The 21,059-nt window shown below is 42.1% G+C and carries 18 protein-coding genes; 10 read left to right on the forward strand and 8 right to left on the reverse strand.

All coding sequences use genetic code 11. The features are described 5' to 3' along the window. Positions 1-16 precede the first annotated feature (16 nt). From nrdD (MBUR_RS10990) to MBUR_RS11010, 5 genes are all read left to right on the forward strand, one after another. Entirely contained in the window at positions 17-2,308 is a 2,292-nt protein-coding gene (gene nrdD, locus MBUR_RS10990; protein WP_083755002.1) for an anaerobic ribonucleoside-triphosphate reductase, read from the forward strand. Positions 2,309-2,330: 22 nt separating this feature from the next. Then, positions 2,331-3,116, forward strand: coding sequence for an anaerobic ribonucleoside-triphosphate reductase activating protein (locus MBUR_RS10995; protein ID WP_011500138.1), 786 nt, complete (start codon positions 2,331-2,333; stop codon positions 3,114-3,116). A 66-nt stretch (positions 3,117-3,182) separates the two neighbouring features. Then, positions 3,183-4,034: a DUF4349 domain-containing protein gene (locus MBUR_RS11000; RefSeq protein WP_011500139.1), complete on the forward strand. Its 852-nt coding sequence runs from the start codon at positions 3,183-3,185 to the stop codon at positions 4,032-4,034. Positions 4,035-4,083: 49 nt separating this feature from the next. Then, on the forward strand, positions 4,084-5,079 hold the full coding sequence (thiL, locus tag MBUR_RS11005; RefSeq protein WP_011500140.1) for a thiamine-phosphate kinase: 996 nt from the start codon (positions 4,084-4,086) through the stop codon (positions 5,077-5,079). 26 nt (positions 5,080-5,105) lie between these two features. Then, positions 5,106-9,020, forward strand: coding sequence for an S-layer protein domain-containing protein (locus tag MBUR_RS11010; RefSeq protein WP_011500141.1), 3,915 nt, complete (start codon positions 5,106-5,108; stop codon positions 9,018-9,020). 138 nt (positions 9,021-9,158) lie between these two features. Here MBUR_RS11010 and MBUR_RS11015 read toward each other — a convergent pair whose 3' ends face one another. Then, positions 9,159-9,680: a helix-turn-helix domain-containing protein gene (locus tag MBUR_RS11015; protein ID WP_048063391.1), complete on the reverse strand. Its 522-nt coding sequence runs from the start codon at positions 9,678-9,680 to the stop codon at positions 9,159-9,161. Positions 9,681-9,871: 191 nt separating this feature from the next. Between MBUR_RS11015 and MBUR_RS11020 the strand changes: the two genes are divergently transcribed. The 3 genes from MBUR_RS11020 (at position 9,872) to MBUR_RS11030 (ending at position 12,454) form a co-directional block, all read left to right on the forward strand. Then, positions 9,872-10,831 (forward strand): ABC transporter substrate-binding protein, encoded by a 960-nt coding sequence (locus tag MBUR_RS11020; RefSeq protein WP_011500143.1) that lies wholly within the window; start codon positions 9,872-9,874, stop codon positions 10,829-10,831. Between the two features lie 76 nt (positions 10,832-10,907). Continuing rightward, entirely contained in the window at positions 10,908-11,696 is a 789-nt protein-coding gene (locus tag MBUR_RS11025) for an ABC transporter permease (RefSeq protein WP_011500144.1), read from the forward strand. After that, positions 11,696-12,454, forward strand: coding sequence for an ABC transporter ATP-binding protein (locus MBUR_RS11030; RefSeq protein ID WP_011500145.1), 759 nt, complete (start codon positions 11,696-11,698; stop codon positions 12,452-12,454). The genes MBUR_RS11025 and MBUR_RS11030 overlap by 1 nt, the downstream gene beginning before the upstream one ends. A 14-nt stretch (positions 12,455-12,468) precedes the next feature. Here the strand turns inward: MBUR_RS11030 and MBUR_RS11035 are convergent, their stop codons facing one another. From MBUR_RS11035 to MBUR_RS11040, 3 genes are all read right to left on the reverse strand, one after another. Next, the gene (locus tag MBUR_RS11035) at positions 12,469-12,903 is read right to left on the reverse strand and encodes a polymer-forming cytoskeletal protein (protein ID WP_157196720.1); all 435 of its coding nucleotides are present in this window, start codon (positions 12,901-12,903) and stop codon (positions 12,469-12,471) included. A 119-nt stretch (positions 12,904-13,022) separates the two neighbouring features. Next, positions 13,023-13,172, reverse strand: a complete 150-nt coding sequence (locus tag MBUR_RS14200; RefSeq protein ID WP_198003745.1) for a hypothetical protein — start codon at positions 13,170-13,172, stop codon at positions 13,023-13,025. 22 nt (positions 13,173-13,194) lie between these two features. Beyond that, the gene (locus MBUR_RS11040; protein WP_198003746.1) at positions 13,195-13,617 is read right to left on the reverse strand and encodes a nitroreductase family protein; all 423 of its coding nucleotides are present in this window, start codon (positions 13,615-13,617) and stop codon (positions 13,195-13,197) included. A 203-nt stretch (positions 13,618-13,820) separates the two neighbouring features. Here MBUR_RS11040 and MBUR_RS11045 point away from each other — a divergent pair, with 203 nt between their 5' ends. Further along, entirely contained in the window at positions 13,821-15,857 is a 2,037-nt protein-coding gene (locus tag MBUR_RS11045) for a PAS domain S-box protein (RefSeq protein ID WP_048063392.1), read from the forward strand. 76 nt (positions 15,858-15,933) lie between these two features. On the opposite strand, the gene MBUR_RS11050 is transcribed toward MBUR_RS11045, so the two are convergent. Then, a complete protein-coding gene (locus tag MBUR_RS11050) occupies positions 15,934-16,875 on the reverse strand; it encodes an IS5-like element ISMbu1 family transposase (protein WP_011498312.1) in 942 nt (313 codons plus the stop codon). A 31-nt stretch (positions 16,876-16,906) separates the two neighbouring features. Here MBUR_RS11050 and MBUR_RS11055 point away from each other — a divergent pair, with 31 nt between their 5' ends. Further along, entirely contained in the window at positions 16,907-17,518 is a 612-nt protein-coding gene (locus MBUR_RS11055; protein ID WP_052286240.1) for a sensor histidine kinase, read from the forward strand. On the opposite strand, the gene MBUR_RS11060 is transcribed toward MBUR_RS11055, so the two are convergent. The 3 genes from MBUR_RS11060 to MBUR_RS11070 all read right to left on the reverse strand — a co-directional run bounded on the left by MBUR_RS11060 (position 17,490) and on the right by MBUR_RS11070 (position 21,038). Further along, a complete protein-coding gene (locus tag MBUR_RS11060) occupies positions 17,490-18,194 on the reverse strand; it encodes a prenyltransferase/squalene oxidase repeat-containing protein (RefSeq protein ID WP_011500147.1) in 705 nt (234 codons plus the stop codon). The genes MBUR_RS11055 and MBUR_RS11060 overlap by 29 nt on opposite strands. A gap of 22 nt (positions 18,195-18,216) precedes the next feature. Then, complete coding sequence (gene nrdD / locus MBUR_RS11065) at positions 18,217-20,031, reverse strand: anaerobic ribonucleoside-triphosphate reductase (RefSeq protein WP_011500148.1); 1,815 nt, start codon at positions 20,029-20,031, stop codon at positions 18,217-18,219. Between the two features lie 170 nt (positions 20,032-20,201). Further along, complete coding sequence (locus tag MBUR_RS11070) at positions 20,202-21,038, reverse strand: Mrp/NBP35 family ATP-binding protein (protein ID WP_011500149.1); 837 nt, start codon at positions 21,036-21,038, stop codon at positions 20,202-20,204. Positions 21,039-21,059: the final 21 nt, after the last annotated feature.

Genomic DNA, 21,059 nt, shown 5'->3' on the forward strand with positions numbered 1-21,059 from the left:
ATCATTGGAGGCTTCAATGATGCCGCTGACAGAGCCGCAGTCCTTACAGCAGACACTCGATGGTCAGTTCATTTCGACCATGCCAAAGGTTCGTACTACCGATGGTCATATGGTGCAGTGGGACCGCAACATTGTGGTCAATCAACTATTAAAAGAGACTACTCTGAGTGAATGGTATCATAACATTTCTTCAATTTCAAAAGATGAGGCACATGATGTCGCAAAGGAAACGGAAAAGCGTATTCGTGGCATGAATATCAAGTTTCTCTCTGGACCTCTTATCAGGGAACTTGTGAATATGATCCTGCTCGAACGGGGTCATCTTGAATGGCGTAATGTCTCTACAAGGGTAGGCTCCCCTGTTTTTGATGCATGTGAGATCGATCAGGGTTCAGGCTTTGAAGCTAACGAGAACGCTAACCTTCAGGAAAATGCGGAAACCGCCCATAAGAAGAAAGCTGACAAGATATCCAAAGAGCAGTATCTACTATTGCTGCCTCCAAAGATAGCCGATCTTCACCTTAATGGTGATCTTCACATTCACGATCTTGAGTACTTTGGTACCCGTGCTTTTTGCCAGGATTGGGACCTGAGATATTTCTTCTATTATGGTCTGATGCCCGATGGATCAGGTGCAAAGGCAAGTGTTGCAGGTCCGGCAATGAAGGCCGAGGTCGCAATGTTGCATGCTGTCAAGGCTCTGGGAAGTGCCCAAACCAACTTCGCAGGCGGGCAGGGATTCTACAATTTCCTGACCTTCTGCGCTCCGTTCTTCGAGGGCAAGCCCTACAAGGAGATCGAACAGCTAATGCAGATGTTCGTTTATGAGATGACACAGATGATGGTTGCCCGTGGCGGACAACTTGTGTTCTCATCGGTACAGCTATCTCCGGGCGTCCCAAAGATGTGGAGGGATAAACCTGTGGTTTACAGAGGTCGCGTCTGGGATGGCACTAATGGTACTGAAAAGCGTGTCTATGGTGACTACGAACGTGAGGTCAGGCTTGGTTTCAAGGCAATGATGAACGTCATGCTCGAGGGTGATTACTGGGGTAAACCATTCAACTTCCCGAAACCTGAGATATCCATTGAACCGGATTTCATGGAAGAGGATGAGATGTTCAACCGTGCAAATCCAGAGCTTCCAACCTATGATGAACTTTACACCATGACATTCGAACTGACCGCAAAGTATGGTACTCCCTACTTTGATAATCAGCTTCCTGAATACCGTGGTGCTGGAGAAGGCATTTCCTGTTATCAGTGCTGTGCTTACCAGTTCTCAGCAAACGCAGATTCTGATTCAGAATTCGATGAGAAAATGTACTTCAATGAGGGAAAACATTTCTCAATGGGATCCTGGCAGGTAATTTCACTGAACTGTCCAAGAGCTGCATATCTGGCAGAGAATGATGATGAGAAATTGTTCTCTCACCTTAAACATCTCATGGATGAGGCAATGGAAGTTTTCCAGACAAAGGTCAAGTGGCTAAAACCTATTATTGAAAATGGCAGGATGCCATTCGCAACACAACAGCCAAAGGACCCTGTTACTGGTAAGAAAGGTGCGATTGCGGTAGATATAGATTCACTGGTGTTCACCATTGGTGTTATCGGTATCAATGAAATGGTACAATATCACACCGGTTCACAGATGCATGAATCCAGAGATGCTTTCAAGCTGGCTATCAGGGCAATGACCGAGATGGATATATATGGCAAGGAACTTTCCCGGAAATTTGGTATGGAGATAGCTCTTGCAAGGACACCTGCCGAGACTACCGGTCAGAGATTCTCTGTTTCCGATCTGCTTCATGAAGAGTTCAGGGACAAGGTTATCTCAGTCGTCAAGGGTGATGTAAAAGCAGCAGTTGAGGGTATAAAAAATACCCATGACCTGCCCATATATTATACCAATGGTACTCATGTACCACCAGGAGCTGATGTTTCACTGGTCGACAGGATCAACATCGAACATGTGTTCTTCCCCATAGTGGACGGCGGAGATATCATGCATATCTGGATGGGTGAAGGTTCGCCGGATGCTAAGGGTCTGAAAGATTTTGCTATGAACCTTGCGAGGAACACTCAACTAGGATATTTTGCCTTTACTAAGGATATGAGTGTTTGTATGGATGATTTCCATATGATGGCCGGTCTGAAAGACGCCTGTGAGAACTGTGGTTCTGATAACATCGAGCAGCTTTCAAGGGTCACTGGGTATATTCAGGCAGTCGGTGGCTGGAATGCTGCAAAGAAGCAGGAGCTGGAAGACAGAAAACGATACAATTCAGCCGATATGGTCTGAAGTTCAGGGTGTTTGATATTAAATGGATGTAAATTATGGGGATGTCATCCCCATTTCAACCATTGACTGGCATGGAAAAGCGTCAGTCGTTCTTTTTTTACGTGGCTGCCCTTTCAGGTGTCCTTATTGTCATAACTATGAGATATTGACAGTTCCCGATATGGTCGATGTGAAAGAGCTTGAGAAAAAGATAGATTCATCTTCACTCTTTGTTAGCAGTGTCGTCTTTTCCGGAGGGGAACCTCTGGCTCAAAAGAATGCTCTTATACATCTTGCTTCCTATGCAAAGAAAAAGGATCTGCTTGTGGGTATCCATACGAATGGCTATTATCCTGATCTCGTGGAAGAATTGATCGATTCAGGTCTTGTAGACAAGTTCTTCATTGACGTAAAAGCCCCCCTTGACGATCCGGAAATGTGCGGTAAGGCTATCGGATATGGTGAATATTCTGTTGTTCCCGATCCACCTGATGTTTTGGAAAATATCAGGAGGGCCATCTCCATAGTTACTGACAAAGGTATGGAATATGAACTTCGTACCACAGCGATACGCGGTTTCATAGGCGAGCCTGAAGATATTGCAAAGATCGCAAGTTCGATAGCTCCATATCTGTCTATATCAGGTGCTTCCTATGTGATACAGCAGGGTATTCCTGCAAATGCAATGGATGAAAATATGAGGGATATTGTACCTTTTTCACGCGATGAGATGCTGGAACTTGCAGGGCGCGCCCATGAATTTGTCGATAATGTGTGGATACGTACAAAAGAGAAGGGTAATGAGAAGGTTAACTTCAAATCAAACTGAAGTTTAAGTAAAAACTTTATACGTTCGGGATATCTCTTTGTTTATGAAGTCAGGGGGAATGTATCCATGAAACGAACACATCTATTCTTTTTTATTCTACTATCTCTTTCGGTCATAGCAGCAGGTTGCACGGGCTATGAGAGTTCCAGTCCACAATCTGTTTCTTTTAAAAGTGGTATGTTGAATGATATTGAAGAAGTACCTGCTTATGACGGTGTCTCATCATATAATGTGGCTGATGACGGTGCATCTCAAAGTAGTATTACACGTAAAGTGATAACTACATCTTCTGTTTCAATTGAAGTAAAGGACACTACTGAAACGCTGGATGGAATAAGTGACATTGCTGATGAGTTCAATGGATATGTTTCTTCATCTTCTGCTTATACAAGATACGGGGATGATGATGGCATGTATGGTTCTATCACTATACGCGTTCCTTCATCTGAACTTGAAAAAGTGCTTGATAGTATAGGTGACCTTGGTAAAGTGACTTCTGAGAGCACAAGTGCTTCTGATGTAACTGAGGAGTATATCGATGTTAATGCACGTCTTTCTAATCTGGAAAAGCAGGAAAAGCGTCTTGGTGAGATACTTGAGATGTCAACAACTGTGGAAGAAATACTCGATGTTGAAAAAGAGCTCGTACGTGTGCGTGGTGAGATCGAAAGCCTTACTGGACGGCTCAATTATCTTAATGACAGGATCGATCTTGCAACTATCAATGTAGATGTAAGCGAACCTCGTAATATTACACATTCATGGGGATTGCGCGATGCCTTGTCCGATTCAGTACGTGGTTTCATAGGCAGTGTTAATGGTATCATCGTGTTCATCGGAGTTGCTATCCCAATCGTGATATTTGTAAGTATTGTAGGAGTAATGCTTATTTTAGTTAAGAGAAGGGTCTGGAGATGATCCTCTTTTTAGACATTACTACTAAATATTAAGAATATAGGATAAGTTTATGGAAAGGTCAGACCTGATATCAGGGATAAACGAACGTGAGCTCATAGGTCATCTATGTTCTGTTTTTTCTACGAGGAAAAGCCCTGCCATCATGGAGGGTGCAGGTTCAGATGATTGCGCTGTTATCGATATCTCTGATGAGGATTGTCTGGTGATAACGACCGATATGTTGCATCGTAAGACCGATTTTCCCGAGGTCATGAGTGCATGGCAGATAGGCTGGATGGCCGCTGCCGTGAACTTAAGTGATGTGGCTTCCATGGGTGCAACTCCGGTGGGTTTTCTTTCCGCCCTTGGTATCACGGATGATATGGAACTTGGATTCGCCGAGGACATTGCACGCGGTATGGATGCATGTGCAAGTTTTTGTGATACTTCTGTGATAGGAGGCGATATCGACCTTCATGATGAACTTACCATCACAGGTACTGCTCTTGGCAGGGTGAAAAAGGAACATCTTCTGAGAAGAAGAGGGGCCATACCGGGGGATCTTGTCTGTGTTACCGGAAATGTCGGTTCAGCTGGTGCTGCATTATTGGCTTTGCAGAATGGCTTTGATATAAGTGATGATCTGCTGAATACTTTACTGCAACCTGTTCCACGTACAAAAGAAGGTCAACTCCTCGCCAGCACCGGTTGTGTGACTTCCATGATGGATACCAGTGATGGTCTGGCTATGTCATTATATGATCTGGCAGAGACCAATGGCGTCGGTTTCATAATATTTGCAGAGGCTCTACCTATTGATAATGAGGTAATCTCTCTGGTCGGTTATGATGATGCCCTTGAACTTGGGCTCTACACAGGTGGAGATTTTGAGCTTCTCTTCACTGTTTCCCCCTCAACGATGGACAAGGTCAAATCCGTTTGCTATTTAAATGTTGTAGGTGAAGTTACTGAAGACACTTTAATATCTATAAAGAAGACTGATGGAATCAATGTTTCGATAAATCGAAAAGGTTATGTACATATGGGGAGATTTGATAACTTATAATCATATTATATTCGGAGAAATTAACAATGAATAAACATTTTAAATTTATACTAATAAGCTTGCTCATTCTTGGAATGAGTTGTGGGGTGGCGATGGCTGCTGCTCCTGTATTATCCGCCGGGATTGTAGCTCCGGGAAGTGGTGATGTCAGCACGCCTTTCGTTTTTACTGTAACTTTTACAGATGCGGATAACGATACAGCAACTGCTGTTGATGTAAACATCGATGGTGTGCTCTACAATATGACTGAAACAAACCTTGCAGATATAAATTCCACTGATGGGAAAGGTTATACTCATACTGCATCTGGTTTCAGTGTTGCAACACACAATTTTAATTTTTCAGCTTCTGATGGAACAACTCCTGTAGGTCCATCAGGTGCAGGAACTTTCTCGGTTTTAAATTCAGCTCCTACTATAGCAGGTTCTGTAAATCCTAGTAGTGGAAGTGGTACTGACACTTTCGTTTTCACTGCAACCTTTACAGATGCTGATAATGATCCTGCAAGTTTTGCCAATGTCTCTATTGATGGCGCGAACTATACTATGACAGCTACAGATGCTGGTGATATAACAACAACCGATGGGAAAACTTACTCTTACAGTAATTCAGGCTTCAGCACGGCTACTCATAGTTACCAGTTCTTTGCGTCTGATGGGACTGTTGCAGTCGGTCCTTCAAGTGCAGGAACATTTGTTGTTAACAATAATCCCACATTGACAGTAGATTCAGTTTCACCAACAAGTGGAACTGTTGCAACCATTTTTACTTTCAATGTCACATATACAGATGGTGACAACGAATTTCCTTCTCCTATTAATGTCTTTATCAATGGTACGAGCTATGCAATGAATCAGGTTGATGCAAGTGATACTAATGTTACAGATGGTAAGCTTTATTCTTATACTAAAGGAGGCTTCCCTGTTGCAACTCATAATTACCAATTCAAAGCTTCAGATGGAAATGTTTCCGCAAGTGATACGACTCTGACTACATTTTCAGTTGTTTCCGATATACCAACATTAACTTCTGGATCAGTAACCTCTAATCCTGATTCAACTGTTGGTTCTACTTTCATGTTCAATGTGACATATACTGACAATGTTGCAACTGATCCAAGTTACATGCAGGTAAATATCACAGGAACTAATTATGGGATGAGCAAACTTGATCCAAGTGATGTTGATGCTACGGATGGTATCAAGTACACATATACAACAACATCACTGGCGGTAGGGGACCACAATTATTATTTCAAGGCATCAGATAGTTCAAATCCAATAAACACTACGACTTCCTCGGTAACTGTCAATACTGCAACATATTTCTCAGGTGACCGTATCTGGGATGAAAATGCTGGTCAGTCCACCAAGTACATTTGGGATGCATTGAGTTATTCCGGCTTTTTCTATGACCTTGAATCAGGTCTTGGTTCCGAAAAAATGACAATGGATGACATTGACAGGAACATCGGCAAGGGCGACCTTGAATATGAGACCACACCTATCGAAACTGACTTTGAGTATGGAGCATGGGGATCTTACGAGGTTATTGGTTTCATGGCAGAGAAGTACTTCGCAGGATATACTGCCAATACTTCTTCAGATGTTTCAGATAAAGTTATAAGCCTGATGTCCAAAGGTCACCTGACAAAGGTGCTCATCGATAGCGATGATAAGGAGCGTGTCTATAGTGGTTCAGGTCTTGTGCTTGAAGAAGGCTATGTACTTAATGTTGTGGAAGTCGATAAGAACGGTGACAAGATATTTGTTTCACTCTCCAAGGACGGGGATGAAGTGGATGAAATCGTAGTTTCTTCCGGTGATACCTATGTCTATGAAAAGGATCTCGGTGACGTTGATGATGTGCCTATTATAGCAGTGAACTTCGATGAGATATTTAGTGGAACTGAGACAAATGCTGTTTTCATTGAAGGAATATTCCAGATCTCTGATAAATACGAGGACATTAACACAGGTGATGAATACGGGGCAATGAAAGTCAAATCCATAAGTTCTACTATGATCAGGATGGAGAACGAAGACACTATCAGTCTCGACAAGGGAGATATTGCTGATATTATGGGCAAGCTCAAATTCGTAGTTGCAGATCACAATGATCTCAGATTTGCACCGTTCGTTGACATGTCCGAACCGGGAACATATGAACTCAGGGGTACTATTGCTGAAGACAAAGGTCTGAAATGGACTCCTCTTAACTTTGAAGGGTTCTATTATAATATTGACGAAGGCATTGGCACGGAATCACTGAATCTGACCTATACAGGCAGAACAATTAATGATAATGATCTTGTTTACACTACCAGTCCTTCAAGTGTAAGCTTTGAGTATTCCGGATGGGATAATTATACTGTTATAGGTTTCATGGCAGAGAAATACTTTGTTGGCTTCCCCAACGATCCATTTAATGATGGTGAGGTTTCTGCTCTGAGCCTTATGTCCCAGGGTCAGCTTTCAAAAGTGCTGATCGATGACGATGACAAGAAATCAATATTTGGCGGTTCATCACTCATTCTTGAAGAAGGATACTCACTTGATGTTGTTGAAGTGAACAAGGATGGTGACAAAGTATTCGTTGAGCTTAGCAAGGATGGGGATGAAGTGGATGAGCAGGTACTATCCTCAGGTAAGACCTATACCTATAAGAAAGACCTTGGGGAAGTTGATGATGTACCTATTATTTCAGTAAATTTCAAAGAAATATTCAGCGGAACTGAGACTAATGCTGTTTTTGTTGAAGGTATCTTCCAGATATCTGATAAATATGAGGAACTGAACACTGGTGATGACTATGGTAAAATGGAAATAAAAACCATTAGTTCCATAAAGATCGAAATGAAGAACAAGGATTCCATCTCACTCTCAAAAGGGGATGAGGTAGAGATCATGGGTGATATCAAGTTCAAGGTAGCTGATTCCAGTTCTAATGTGCGCTACTATCCATTCGTTGAGATAAGCACAGCACCTGCTGATTCACTTGATGTAGATGTTGATCCTGAGGTTGTTAGTGAAGGCGATAAGATAACAGTTACTGTGACATCACGTGGTTCTCTTATCAATGGTGTGACAGTGAAGGCAGGAAGTATCGTACTAGGTACAACTGACAATGAAGGAGAGGTTGACTACACGTTCCATGCAGATGGGACCTATACTATAACTGCTGAAAAGGACGATTACGTTACTGGTGAAGCATCTCTTGAAGTCATTTCTCCGGATGACGAGTCGAGGAAGATGAGTATTGAAATTTCACCTGAAGTGATCTATGAAGGCAATCTGGTAACTTTCACAGTTGTCAAATCCATTGGAGGAGATGCCCTTGAAGATGTGGATGTGACCATTGATGGAAAATCCATTGGTGAAACTGACAGTGACGGCGTCGTGACCTATGTACTGAAAGATATCGGTATGCACAAGATAACTGCCGAGAAGGAAGGTTTCCTTGAAGCAGAAGACAACATTGAGGTCAAGGAGCTTGAAGCAAAGTTCGAGTTCAGTAACCTTGTGGTCACTCCACTTGAGGTCAAGTCCGGAAAGGACGTGAATGTCATATTGGATGCTGTCAACAACGGTAAAGCAGCAGGTTCTTACACGGTAGAGCTTGTCGTTAATGACAACACTACCGCTACACAGGAGATCTCGCTTGGTGTTGGTGAATCCACTCAGGTCGAATTCGAGTACACTGCCGGTGAACCGGGTACTTATCTTGTGAAAGTAGATAGTATGACCGCAACAGTTGAAGTGGTCAATGGTGCAGGCGCAGTTACCTACTTGCTTGGTGGTGTAGCAATTGCAGTTCTTGGTGGAGCAGTCTATCTGTTTACTGCAGGTGGCTGGACCGTATCGACAGCTGGTGCAAAAGCAGGTGAAGCAGCAGCAACACTTTCTGAGAAGTTATCCAGCTTGCTTTCAAGGGGCAAGTAAGGACACATATCGAACGTTGCCGGCAAAGTGTCGGTAACCTCTTTTTTTTATTTATTAGCTTACCTGTTCTCACTTATCGATGAGCAAAGCTGATCATATGGTTTCGATACGTTAAAAAAAGTAGAAGTTTAATGGTCTTTATTTTATCTTACGTGCTACGGCCTCAATAGCTTCGATAACACTGTTCTTTGGCATTATTGTCGCAACCGGGATGCGAATGATCTTTTCGACGGTAGGGCTGACTATCGGTGCACAAACAAGTGCTTTCGCTCCTTCTCTTTCAGCACGCACAGCAGCGATGATGGCCTCTTCCATTGTAGTAGCGGAATATTCTCTGATAGTGCAAAGCGTTCCTCCGATCTTCCTCTTTGTCTCATTGATATTATCCAACACAGGACGTGCAGCGATAACCGCAATGAAATCTCCTTTGTCAGAACCCTCTATGGTTCGGATGGTTTTAACTATCTGACGGAGTGTTCTCATGTTCGGCCCCCTATTTCCTGACATGAGCTTATAAAGTGTGCTTGGTGGAATGTTTGCATACTCCGAGAACTCAATGGCTGTAAGTTCAAGGTCTTCCTTAATAACTTTCAACAATGTGTGCTGGAATGCTTCATCCGACTCAAAAGCCGCATCTATCACTTTATCTGCAACGCTTATATTAACTCCTCCAATTGAGTGTATTTACTCTTTTAGGATATATTAATCTTTGTATTAATACTTCTAGGAAATAATGGTGTTTGATACAACAAGCTATAAATAGAGTATTCCGATGAAATATCATAAGTAACATATCTATTTATGGAGGGATAAATCTGAAAAAAATCACAGCAATTACATTCATATCTATCATGCTGGTTGCAGCAGTTTTCCTGTCAGGATGTACTTTTGCACCCGATGATGGAACTTTGACCGAAATAAACATCGGCTATCAGCCAAGCACACACCAGATTTCATATATGACAGCCTTTGAGAACGGCTGGTGGGCTGAGGACCTTGCACCATTTGGTATCATGAGCATAAACGAATTTGAGTTCCCAACAGGTACTCCTGAGATGCATTCAATGATCGCAGGAAACATTGATGTTGCATACGTTGGCGCAGCACCTGTTATTTCCGCACTCAGTACCGGACTTGATGCAAAGATCGTCGCAGCAGTGAACACACAGGGTTCTAATCTTGTGCTCAGAAATGAGTTCAAATATGATGGTCCTGCAGACCTTGAAGGTCTAAAGATAGCAACCTTCCCACCGGGAACCATACAGGATACCATCTTCAAGGAATGGTTGGTAGATAATGGTCTTGAACCTGGTACAGATGTCGAAGTTGTCGCAATGGGTCCTGGAGACGCAACTGCTGCTCTTGCAGCAGGTAAAGTAGACGGTGTATTCCTGCCACACCCAGCACCAACGTTCATTGAAGTTGAAGGTTCCGGTCGTTCAGTTGTTGCATCCGGGGAAATACTTGCAGACCATGCATGTTGTGTGCTTGTGGTCAGTGGGGATCTTATCAGGAACAACCCTGAACTGGTCGAACAGATCGTAAAGACCCACATCAAGGCTATAGAGTATGATAATCTCAACATCGATGATGCAGCGAACACATTTGCTAACAAGCAGGGTGTTGACAATGCAACTGTCCTTCAGTCCCTTGAAAACTGGGATGGTGTCTGGTCAGCTGACCCACGTCCGCTTGTGGAGTCCACAGTAGAATACGCAAACTTCCAGTATGAGCTTGGTTATATCAGCAGCCAGCTTACAGAAGAGGATATCTTTGACGTGAGCTTCTACGAGAAGGTCTCTGAAGAGTGAACAGCAACATACATTAATGAACAGAACATATAACCTCCGAACCTGAGGGATATCCCTCAATAATCCGGGAGGTAACATGAGTAAAGACGGCACAAAAGGACCACGTGAAAGAGGAATTGAACTGTTATCAGTTACAATGGCCATTGTTCTATGGCAACTAGTAGCAGATCTCGTGGTAAACAACAAGTTTATCCTGCCAAGCTTTACTGATGTTCTGTTCGCTTTTATCAAGATAATTGAAGGGGGTATCCTCTTTACCGATCTTGCAACAAGTCTGCTTCATTTTGGAATTGGTATCCTTTTTGCATTGTTGGTCGGAATACCCATTGGAGTTGTCATGGGCTGGTTCAAAAATGTGAACCATGCACTGGATCCTCTCATTGAGATAATTCGTCCTATCCCACCGCTCGCATGGATCCCATTTGCCATAGTCTGGTTCGGTCTGACCCACACTTCCGCAGGGTTCGTGGTCTTTATTGGTGCGGTCTTCCCTGTTATCATAAACACATTCGATGGCTTCAAAAGTGTTCCGAAGTTCTATGTGGAAGCTGCCAAAGTACTGGGTTGCATGAGCAGTGGATCCCTTATACGCCACGTTGCATTACCTTCTGCAATGCCTTCAATTGCTTCGGGTATCCGCATTTCCATGGGTGTTGGTTGGATGTGTCTGGTTGCAGCGGAGATGTTCGGTGTTAGTACGACCGGTCTTGGTTATAAGATCTGGTGGCACTACTATCTGCACCAGATGGATTTCGTTCTTGTTTATATGCTTATACTTGGCTTCCTGGGTCTTTTCATTGATAGACTGTTCAGGTGGTATGTCAATGGACATCTTCTTAAATGGCGTGCAGGAGTTGTGGTATAATGGGTGAGGTAAAAGTCTCCGGTATCTCGGTGGCGTTTGAGAAAGAGAAAGGTGAGTCCACCCTTGCACTTGATAATGTTGACCTTGAAATCAAGGACAAGGAATTTGTCTGCTTCATAGGTCCTTCCGGCTGTGGAAAGACAACACTTCTCAGGACCATCGCAGGACTTGAAAGACTGGATAAGGGACAGATAACTCTCGATGGTGAGGACATAACCATTCCGGATTCGACAAGAGGGATGGTATTTCAGGAGTATTCTCTTTTCCCCTGGAGGACTGTCATCCAGAACATTACCTTTGGGCCTCAAATGAATGGTATCTCCAAGAACAAAACACTTGAAGTAGCTGAAAAATACTTAAATCTCGTAGGGCTTGAACAATTTCGGAACAGTTATCCATATGAACTTTCCGGCGGAATGCGACAGAGGGTGGCCATTGCTCGAGCTCTTGCGAACGAACCCAAGGTCCTTCTAATGGACGAACCGTTCGGGGCCTTGGATGCACAGACCAGGAATACATTACAAAAAGAGTTGCTTCAGGTTTGGGATAAGTATCAGATAACCATTGTTTTTGTAACTCACAGTGTGGATGAAGCGGTCTTCCTTGCAGACAAGATCGTTGTAATGAGTGCAAGACCCGGCAGGGTCAAGAAAGTCATAAATGTTGATCTCCCAAGACCTCGCGAAAGGACAAGTTCTGAGGCGAATGAGTTACGTAACCAGCTTTTGAAAATGCTAGCCGAAGAAAGGCGTAACTAACTTAAAAATTTTTTTCACATATCGGAACGAACGATTAGTTTTGTTCCGGATTCTATTTCTTTTACATCGACCTTTCCTATAAGCTCCAAAGCAGTAGTTGCTTTAACGAAAGATACTTGACATCCTGGTCTGATGGACATCTCATTTCCACATATTGCCGATCCTCCAACTTTTACGTTGTCAAGCATTGTCAGATCGTTTGCGACATCAATGTTTCCATTTATCTCACAACGTGTGCTTATGAGGGCATCACTTGCTTTGATATCACCTTTAACTAAAGATTCTTTTCCAAGTTGTAGTGATCCACTTACTTCCAGATCATTCCAGAAGTTCGCACCAGGCCCTACTATCATGTTACCATCTATCTTGATGCTATTTTCAAAGAATGCTTTCCTACGGACAATGTAAGTATTTGTATCTGCATGGTATCTGACAAATTTCTCATCCATCTTTATCCACATCCGTGATTTGAAAGGGCGATAGTTCTATCTCGCAGGATATATTCTATCGGTTGTTTTACTTACTGTCTTTTTATTATATATTCTATTGTTTTTTATCAGCAGTTATTTTAATATAATTCTACTATAATTTCATCCAGTCCTCTTTTTGGAACATGATGCCGTCCGTTCTCATCACGCCAGTATCTGATATCCTTCTCCTTTCCGGTTTCCTCGAGAACAATCTCTTCTGCCGGGATGCCCATTGCCAGTACTAGCATGATCTCGAGTTTGGGAGGTATATCAAGGTTCTTCTCTCAGCACTTCCCTGTTAACAGAACCAATGACACAGCTTCCAATACCTTTCTCCATGGCCGCAAGGCGAATGTTCTGCAAAGCAATACCTGCATCATATCTTGCATCGTTTTTTATCCTCGTATCATCTAGCATAATGATGTAAGATGCTGGTCTTTCTCCTTCGGAAGGTCCTTCCCATTCGCGAAGATAGCCTGCCCATTCAAGTTGTTCGAATATAATTGCGTTTATTCTCAGATTGGATGAAATGGTATATTTCAGTGGCTGGCTGTTGGTAGCTGAAGCTGAAATTCTTGCAATATTGACAAGTTCTGTTAATGTGTCTTTTGAAATTGTCTCGTTCTGCTTACTTCTATAACATCTGGTTTTGATAACAAGTTCACTTAGCATTCGTTTACCTTGTATTCTCATTTATTGGGTGGTCGGAATAATGCTATTTTAAACAATTGATATATTTATCATTAAATGCTAAATCTATGTTAAGGTGTGTGTAGGTCTTTTGGATTGTTATCAGATGTTCTAATATATTATATGAATAATATTACATAATGTAGATCTATATTTTGATCTTCTATTGACTGTAGTTGTGAATTTTGATAATATAAAGGTTGACTATGTCCACGAACAGATCCTTGGTAGCAATGGATCTCATATTGTTCCATATAAGCGCAGATGGGGTCATATTAAGCTATAACTCTCCTGAAGGAATCCAATTACTCGGAGAGCCCGAATATTTCATGGGTAAGAACATAACTGATATTTTTCCTTCAGACGTTTCCAAAAAAGCCAAGAGATGCATCAAAGACGCCATGATCGCAGGCGATATGCGCTACATGCAATATCAGATCAAGTCAGGGGATGAATTGCATGATCTTGAAGCTACATTCGTTCTTGAAAGTAAAGAACGTTTTATTGTGATCATAAAGGATGTAACGGAACAATTGCTAACTCATAATAAACGGTTTGAAAGCGAAAGAAAGTATCGTCTCCTTGCTGACAATACGATCGATATCATATGGCAAATGGACATGTCTTTGTGTTTTACTTACGTCAATCGTTCAGTGCTCGATGTCACAGGATATTCAGTGGATGAAGTGATCGGTTCTAACCTTTCGATGTTCTTTACACCGGAAGAATTTGGCAGAGTTATTAGCCTTATCAATAATGAAAAGTGTAAAAAAAGCGAAATTCTTTCTTTTGAAACTAATCTTATCTGCAAAGATGGTACTTTGCTTCCAATTGATATTGCCGGTAAGATAGTTTTCAATGAAAAACAGCTTCCAATCTGTATTCAGGGCAGAACAAGGGATATAAGTGCACATGTTGATGCAAAGAATATTTTACTTGAGAGGGAAATCCGTTTCAAGTCCTTGTTCGAGAACTCAAATGATGCGGTCTTCATTCACACATTTGATGGTACTATTCTCGATGTGAATAATAAGGCATGCGATACCCTTGGTTATTCTAAGGATTTCCTCAAAACCAAAAATATTCGGTTCCTACATTCCGATGGTTTTGATCATGAAGTAAAGGAACACATTGATGATGTTATTGAAAACAACTCCTCAAGATTTGAATCACATTTCAAAAAAGCTGATGGTAGTATTATTGATGTTGAAGTAAGCGTTTCAGTTATCGATGAAGATAAAAAGATCATTCAGGGAGTTGTCCGTGATATCACGGAACGAATAAATGCAGAAAAAGAGCTTCAGGAAAAAGAAAAGCGTTTTGAGACATTGGTTGCGAACATTCCAGGTGTAACATATCGTTGCAAGTATGATGCGGATTATACAATGGAGTATATCAGCAAAGAAATAACTGCGATGACTGGTTATCCTGCATCAGATCTAATGGGGAATTCTGTTCGCACTTATTATAGTCTCATCCATCCAGAAGACGTTGAAATAGTGGCTAATGCGATTGATGCATCCTTTACAAATGACCTCCCTTATTATACGGTCGAATATCGTGTTCTCGATTCTCAGGGCAATGTTCACCATGTCTCCGAAAGAGGTAGGTGCATCTTTGAGGGTGGGAAGGTGATGTTCCTTGATGGTATCATCTTTGATATAACTGACAAGAAAGAGATGGATCAGAATGTTCGGCTTTTCAAGACCATCGTGAATGGAGCTGGAGATGGTATTTCCATTAAAGATGTCAGCGGTAAGATCCTCTATGTGAATGAAAATTTTGCACAGATGCACGGCTTTGGTGTTGATGAGCTTGTAGGTTCTCACATTTCTTTACTTCGGATGGATGATGTGGTATGTGAGGCTGATCTCCAAAAAGCTTCAAAGGGTCGTGATATGACTGAAGTTATAAGGGTCCGAAAAGATAGCAGTGAATTCCCGGCGCTTATGAATTGCTTTGTGATCACTGATGATTACAACGAACCGGTATATTTCTCGAATACCGTTATTGACATAACTGAACGTAAAAGATCAGAGCTTATTACCCATCAGGCAATGGAAGTGGCCGAACATGCAAACCGTACAAAAAGTGAATTTCTTGCTAACATGACCCATGAACTAAGAACACCTCTTAATCCTGTCATCGGTTTTTCGGATGTGCTTTTAACTGAGACATTTGGTAGAGAATTGCGATTAACTGCTGATTTTTTTCAAAGCAAATATTTCCAGCTAAAATTTTGAGCTTTTCTCTCTATTTCCAGCAGTTTGCTAGTATCTATTTATATACTTTCCAACTTTTTTGAATAGCTACCGCTATTCATCCTAATGATTTTCTTCTTATTGTCCTCAATTGATAGAGATTATAGCTGAATGCTGTAATCGCCATTTTGACATTTACTCTTGCCAACGTTGTTACTCTTACAAATCCTGACGTAAACACATTTTTGATAACAGCATAAGGTCTTTCTCCCTTTGCTCTTTTCCTGCTTATTCTTTTGTTTCTCATCTTATCCCTAATACCAATAGGGTGCCCTCGTACTCCCCTTTGCATAGTTGCATCATATCCTTTTGAAATTGCACCAAAGTAACCTCTATCTCTGTAAACAACTTCGCCTTCTTCAGAAAGATCCACCTGACTATCATGAACTGAGGCAGTAGTTGTCCTATATCTCCTTATCAGATCATATTCGGTATCTTCAATGGTATGTAGTTTATATCCAAAATGTGACTTAGATGCCTTTTTTGTCCATGTACCGTCCTTACATCTTCTGGTCTTTGCTTCATTTCCACGAGGAGTATCAAGATTTGCATGTCCTGGATCAGCATGTATAAATGTTGCATCCTGAATCATACCTTGCTTGATCTTCAGACCTTTCTTATTAAGTTGTCTTTGCATTTCATTCCAGATTTCATCTTCTTTTCCTGCCTGGGAAATTCGTTCTCTAAATGCCCAAACAGTAGTATGATCTGGAATTTTTGCAGGAAAGCCCAAGAATTTCCTAAAGGAAATTCTATCAGTAGCTTGTCTTTCAAGTTCAGGGTCAGATAGGCCATGCCATTGTTGCAATACTAACATTTTGAGCATGACGATTTCATCAACGTTTGGTCTGCCACCGAACTCTGTTTTATTGATATACATCTCTGCTATAATTGGACGAAATGGTTTCCAATCGATGAGAGATTCAATTTCAGAGAGCTTGTCACCGAGATTTTCAAGACGTTTGTACTCTTCTTTAAAAGCAAAGTTTGTTAAGGACATAATACAAAATTATTGTAATAGGTTATAAATATTGCTTCTGTTTGAGGGGTTTATCGGAATTCTCGGTAATTTGAACGACAAGCAGACCAAGTACCTGAAAAACATTTCTTTCAGTGGAAATCATCTGCTCAATCTGATACAGGATATTTTAGATATTTCTAAAATAGAAGCTGGAAAGCTTGGGTTTACCTATGAGAAGTTCTCTGTTCCGTCTACTGTCACTGAAGTGGTATTATCGATGTCGGACTTTGCAGCAACAAAAAAGGTTTCTGTAACGGTCAACAATAATGGGGTCTCCCTGATCACTGCTGACAGGACGAAGTTCAAGCAGATACTGTACAACCTCCTGCATAACTCATTGAAGTTTTCGGCCAAAAATGGTTATGTGAAGATCCACACACAGATAATCGATGATATGCTGGAACTATGTGTTCGGGATAATGGGGTTGGTATTCCGGAGGACAAGATCGGTCATTTGTTCGATTGTTTCTATCAGGTGGACACTTCATCTTCACGCCGTTATGGTGGAGCTGGTCTTGGTCTTACACTTGTCAGGCAGTTCGCTGATATGCATGGTGGGAATGTGCATGTGGAAAGTAAGGAGTCTGTTGGGACTACTGTCTATGTGCATATCCCAAAGTGATGAGCGAAAGTGCTGTTGCAGTAATATCTCCTTCATTCTTTCCCCAGGAACCATTGTTGTTCTGCCTGGAAATCAGCCAGTTGAGTGATTGCTTAAGTTCTTCTTTCAAACCGACAATAACCAATGCCTGTATTACAAGATTGCTGGTAGAGATGAATTTCCAACCACCTTCTTCAGCTCTCTCCGACAATATCCATCTGGCACGTTCTTCTATAAAATCAGTGAAATGCTTATCTTTTGTCAGAGCTTCCTGCTTTGCAAGAGTAGTGATAATGAGGGATGTAGTGCCTACGTGTTCCCATTTTTCACCATAGTTCTCGACAAGCCATTTGCACCCTTTCGTTTCATGGATCTCCATCTCAGCAAGGGCGATCAATGCATAGGTTGTGTCGTAAACATCGTTTCCCCATGAACCGTTGTTCTCTCTTTTAGAAAGCAACCATTCCCCGCACTTCTCAAGATCGAAGTTGGAAGATGCAAGGCTGGAACAAGCTCTCGCAGTCTCTCTTATTGAATTGTCCCAGTTATTTTCACTTTTAAGCTGGATGAGCTTTGTAGGAAAGTCATTTTCCACACCCCATAGTTCGTATGCAGTGATGAGGCGTGATAATCCCTTTGCAGTGGTGATCTCCTGTTCTCTTATCCACCCAAATGTATTTTTTATCATCTCTTCCATGCGCTAAAAGATGTCTGCATCGTTATTTAGTGTTTTTACTCTGAAGAATATACCTGTGCCTTTCTTCGTACTCTTTCTGTTTTCCCGGATTCCATTGTTCTACATGACCAAAATAACCGGTAACTCTTGATACATGATCTACTGCCGGCTCATTGCAAACAGGGCACTTGAGATTCATCCCGCGGGAAACATGTCGGTTTTCACATACTGTAAAATCAGGTGAGAAACAAAAGTAAGCGAGGTCTGTTCCTGATAGCTTTTCGATTAGTTCGCTCATCCCTTCCGGATCAGGAAAGCTTTCCCCCATCCAAATATGGCTGATAGTGCCTCCGGTAAAATATGGGTGGAAACGGGATTCTATTTTTATCCTTTCGGCAAGGGATATTTTTGAACTGTAGGGGACATGGGTAGAGTTCGTGTAATAGGCTGCATCGTGGCTGCCCTGGACATGTGCTTTTTCACCATATGCAGACCTGTCAAGGGTGGCAAGCCGATGTGCAGTGCTTTCAGCAGGTGTTTGCTCGAAAGTATACTCAATTCCGTCCTGTATTGAATATGTTTCTATTTTTCCAAGCATATGGCGGATTATTTCCATTCCGAGGTCATGTTGCTCTATCATGTCCTGTCCTGTAAGGTTCAAAAGGCACTCATTGAGGCCGACCGTCCCGAAGGTCAGGTGTCGTGAACTATGGTCGAAATATGGCAGGTCATTTTCAGTTCTTTGCAATAGCCAGGGCAGGATCTTCCATTCATAAAGCGACCTCCTGACGATCTCCTGCCCTTCGAGCAGTGCTTTCCTTGTGATCTCCAGTATCTCATCCAATCTTTTAAAAAAGCGATCTCTATTTTCCGCTTCCAGCGCAATTCGCGGTAGGTTGACAGTTACTATCTTATTGGAACCGCTTCCCATCCCTCCTGCTGTCCACACTCCTCCCGAGTGTCTGGCAAGAAGGCGACAGCACATTGCCTGTGTGGTATTCTCTTCAAGATAATCGGTTGTCAGGTTCAGGAAATAAGGGGCTCCTGTGGATGAGGTTGCATACATTGTTCTTTTCCACAGCGTGTCTTCAGTGTCAATGTCCTTTGTTATGGCAGTTGTGATAAGTGGGAATGTGAATGGCAGTCCATCAGCATCACCCTTTGCTGCAATATCCATGAATGCGCCGTAGATCGCACGTGCCTCTTTCTCAAAACAGGAATACGTCTTTTCAATGAACTCTCCTCCGTAAACGGCCAGTTCGTTCGCAAGTGAGGACGGGCAATTGATACGAAGCCCTATATTCGTGAAAGCACTCTGTGCACCGATACGATTTGATTGGTTCATCTGGAACATGAACCCTTGTACTATCTGGAGCAGTTCTTCTTCATCAATATCGGAATAGTGAAGATGTGGTGCTAGTAACCAGTTGAACATATCAATGGCCTGCGCTCCTGCAAAAAAATGCTTGGAATGGAGCATGAATGACATTGCGTGATATATGGCTGCATCAAATCGCTTTGCAGGACTGCTTCTGGAATCCGGGAATTTCAGTCCATCAAGCAGGAAGATCCTTGCATCAATACCATTACAATAAGGTTTGAAAGGATTGCTCAGGTCATGTATGTGGATATTTCCTTTTGTATGGGCTTTTGCAACTTCTTTTGAGTAGAGGTTCTCAAGAGCATATCTTTTCTTGATCTGTGATGCAACGTGCATATCAATAACAGAAGGGCTGAAGCGTGTATTCGCGTTCTCTTTTAACAGCCAGTTCCTATTGTATAATACATCGTCTATCAGTTCATTTGTGTCTTTAAAATCAAGATGATCTATACTGGCCTCTTCTTTACTCCCACCCATGATTAATTGTCTGGAGGTCAAGACTTATATAATTATTCAGATAGGTGGAAATGGGGAATGATTGGTTGGTAATGAACAAATGAATGAGGGAAAAGAAGAAAGAAAGAAAGAAAGAAAGAAAAGAATTGATGACATGCACTTATTTTACAAAGTGGCATGTCCTTTTAATATCATTTAACAAACTCTTCCACAGCATCTACTACCTTATTAAAGCCGATGTACCATTCTGAATCGCGCTTAATATCAATGTGTACGTGTCCGTTGTCTCCGGCAGCTGCAACTTCTGTTTCTATGGGTAATGTACCAAGCACTTTTACGTCAAAGTCCTCAGCTGCTTTTGCAACTCCGCCTGAGCCGAACACATATATCTTCTCATCACAGTGTGGGCAGACGATCCCGCTCATGTTCTCGACCATTCCAATTACCGGTACTTTGATTATTTTTGCGAAATTGAGTGATTTTCTTACACTGGTAAGGGCCACATCTTGCGGGGTTGTGACAACGATAGCACCGGTAAGGTTACCGATAAGTTGTGAGATGCTCAATGGTTCATCCCCTGTTCCAGGGGGGAGATCGATGATAAGGTAGTCGAGCACTCCCCAGTCCACTTCTTCGAGGAACTGCTTGATGGCACTCATCTTTGCAGGTCCTCTCCAGACTACTGGAGAATCATTGCTGTCAAGAAGAAGTCCTATTGACATTATTTTCAGATTATCATTAACTTTTACGGGAACAATACCTTTTTCATTGACCATGGGTTTCTCATTCTCTACGCCGAACATCTTTGGTATGGTCGGTCCGTGAATATCACTGTCAAGAAGGCCGACTGAGTATCCGCGGTCTGCAAGGGCCGCAGCAAGGTTGGCTGAAACAGTGCTTTTGCCAACACCACCCTTTCCGCTCATAACCATTATCTTATTTTTAATTCCTCTTAGGTTGGTAACGAGCTTTGGTTCTTCGGGTTTGGTATTTAGTAGACTTTCTGATGATTGTATATTGGATGACATTTTCATTCTCCTTGTGATAAT

This window comes from Methanococcoides burtonii DSM 6242 (assembly GCF_000013725.1).
Classification (GTDB): domain Archaea; phylum Halobacteriota; class Methanosarcinia; order Methanosarcinales; family Methanosarcinaceae; genus Methanococcoides; species Methanococcoides burtonii.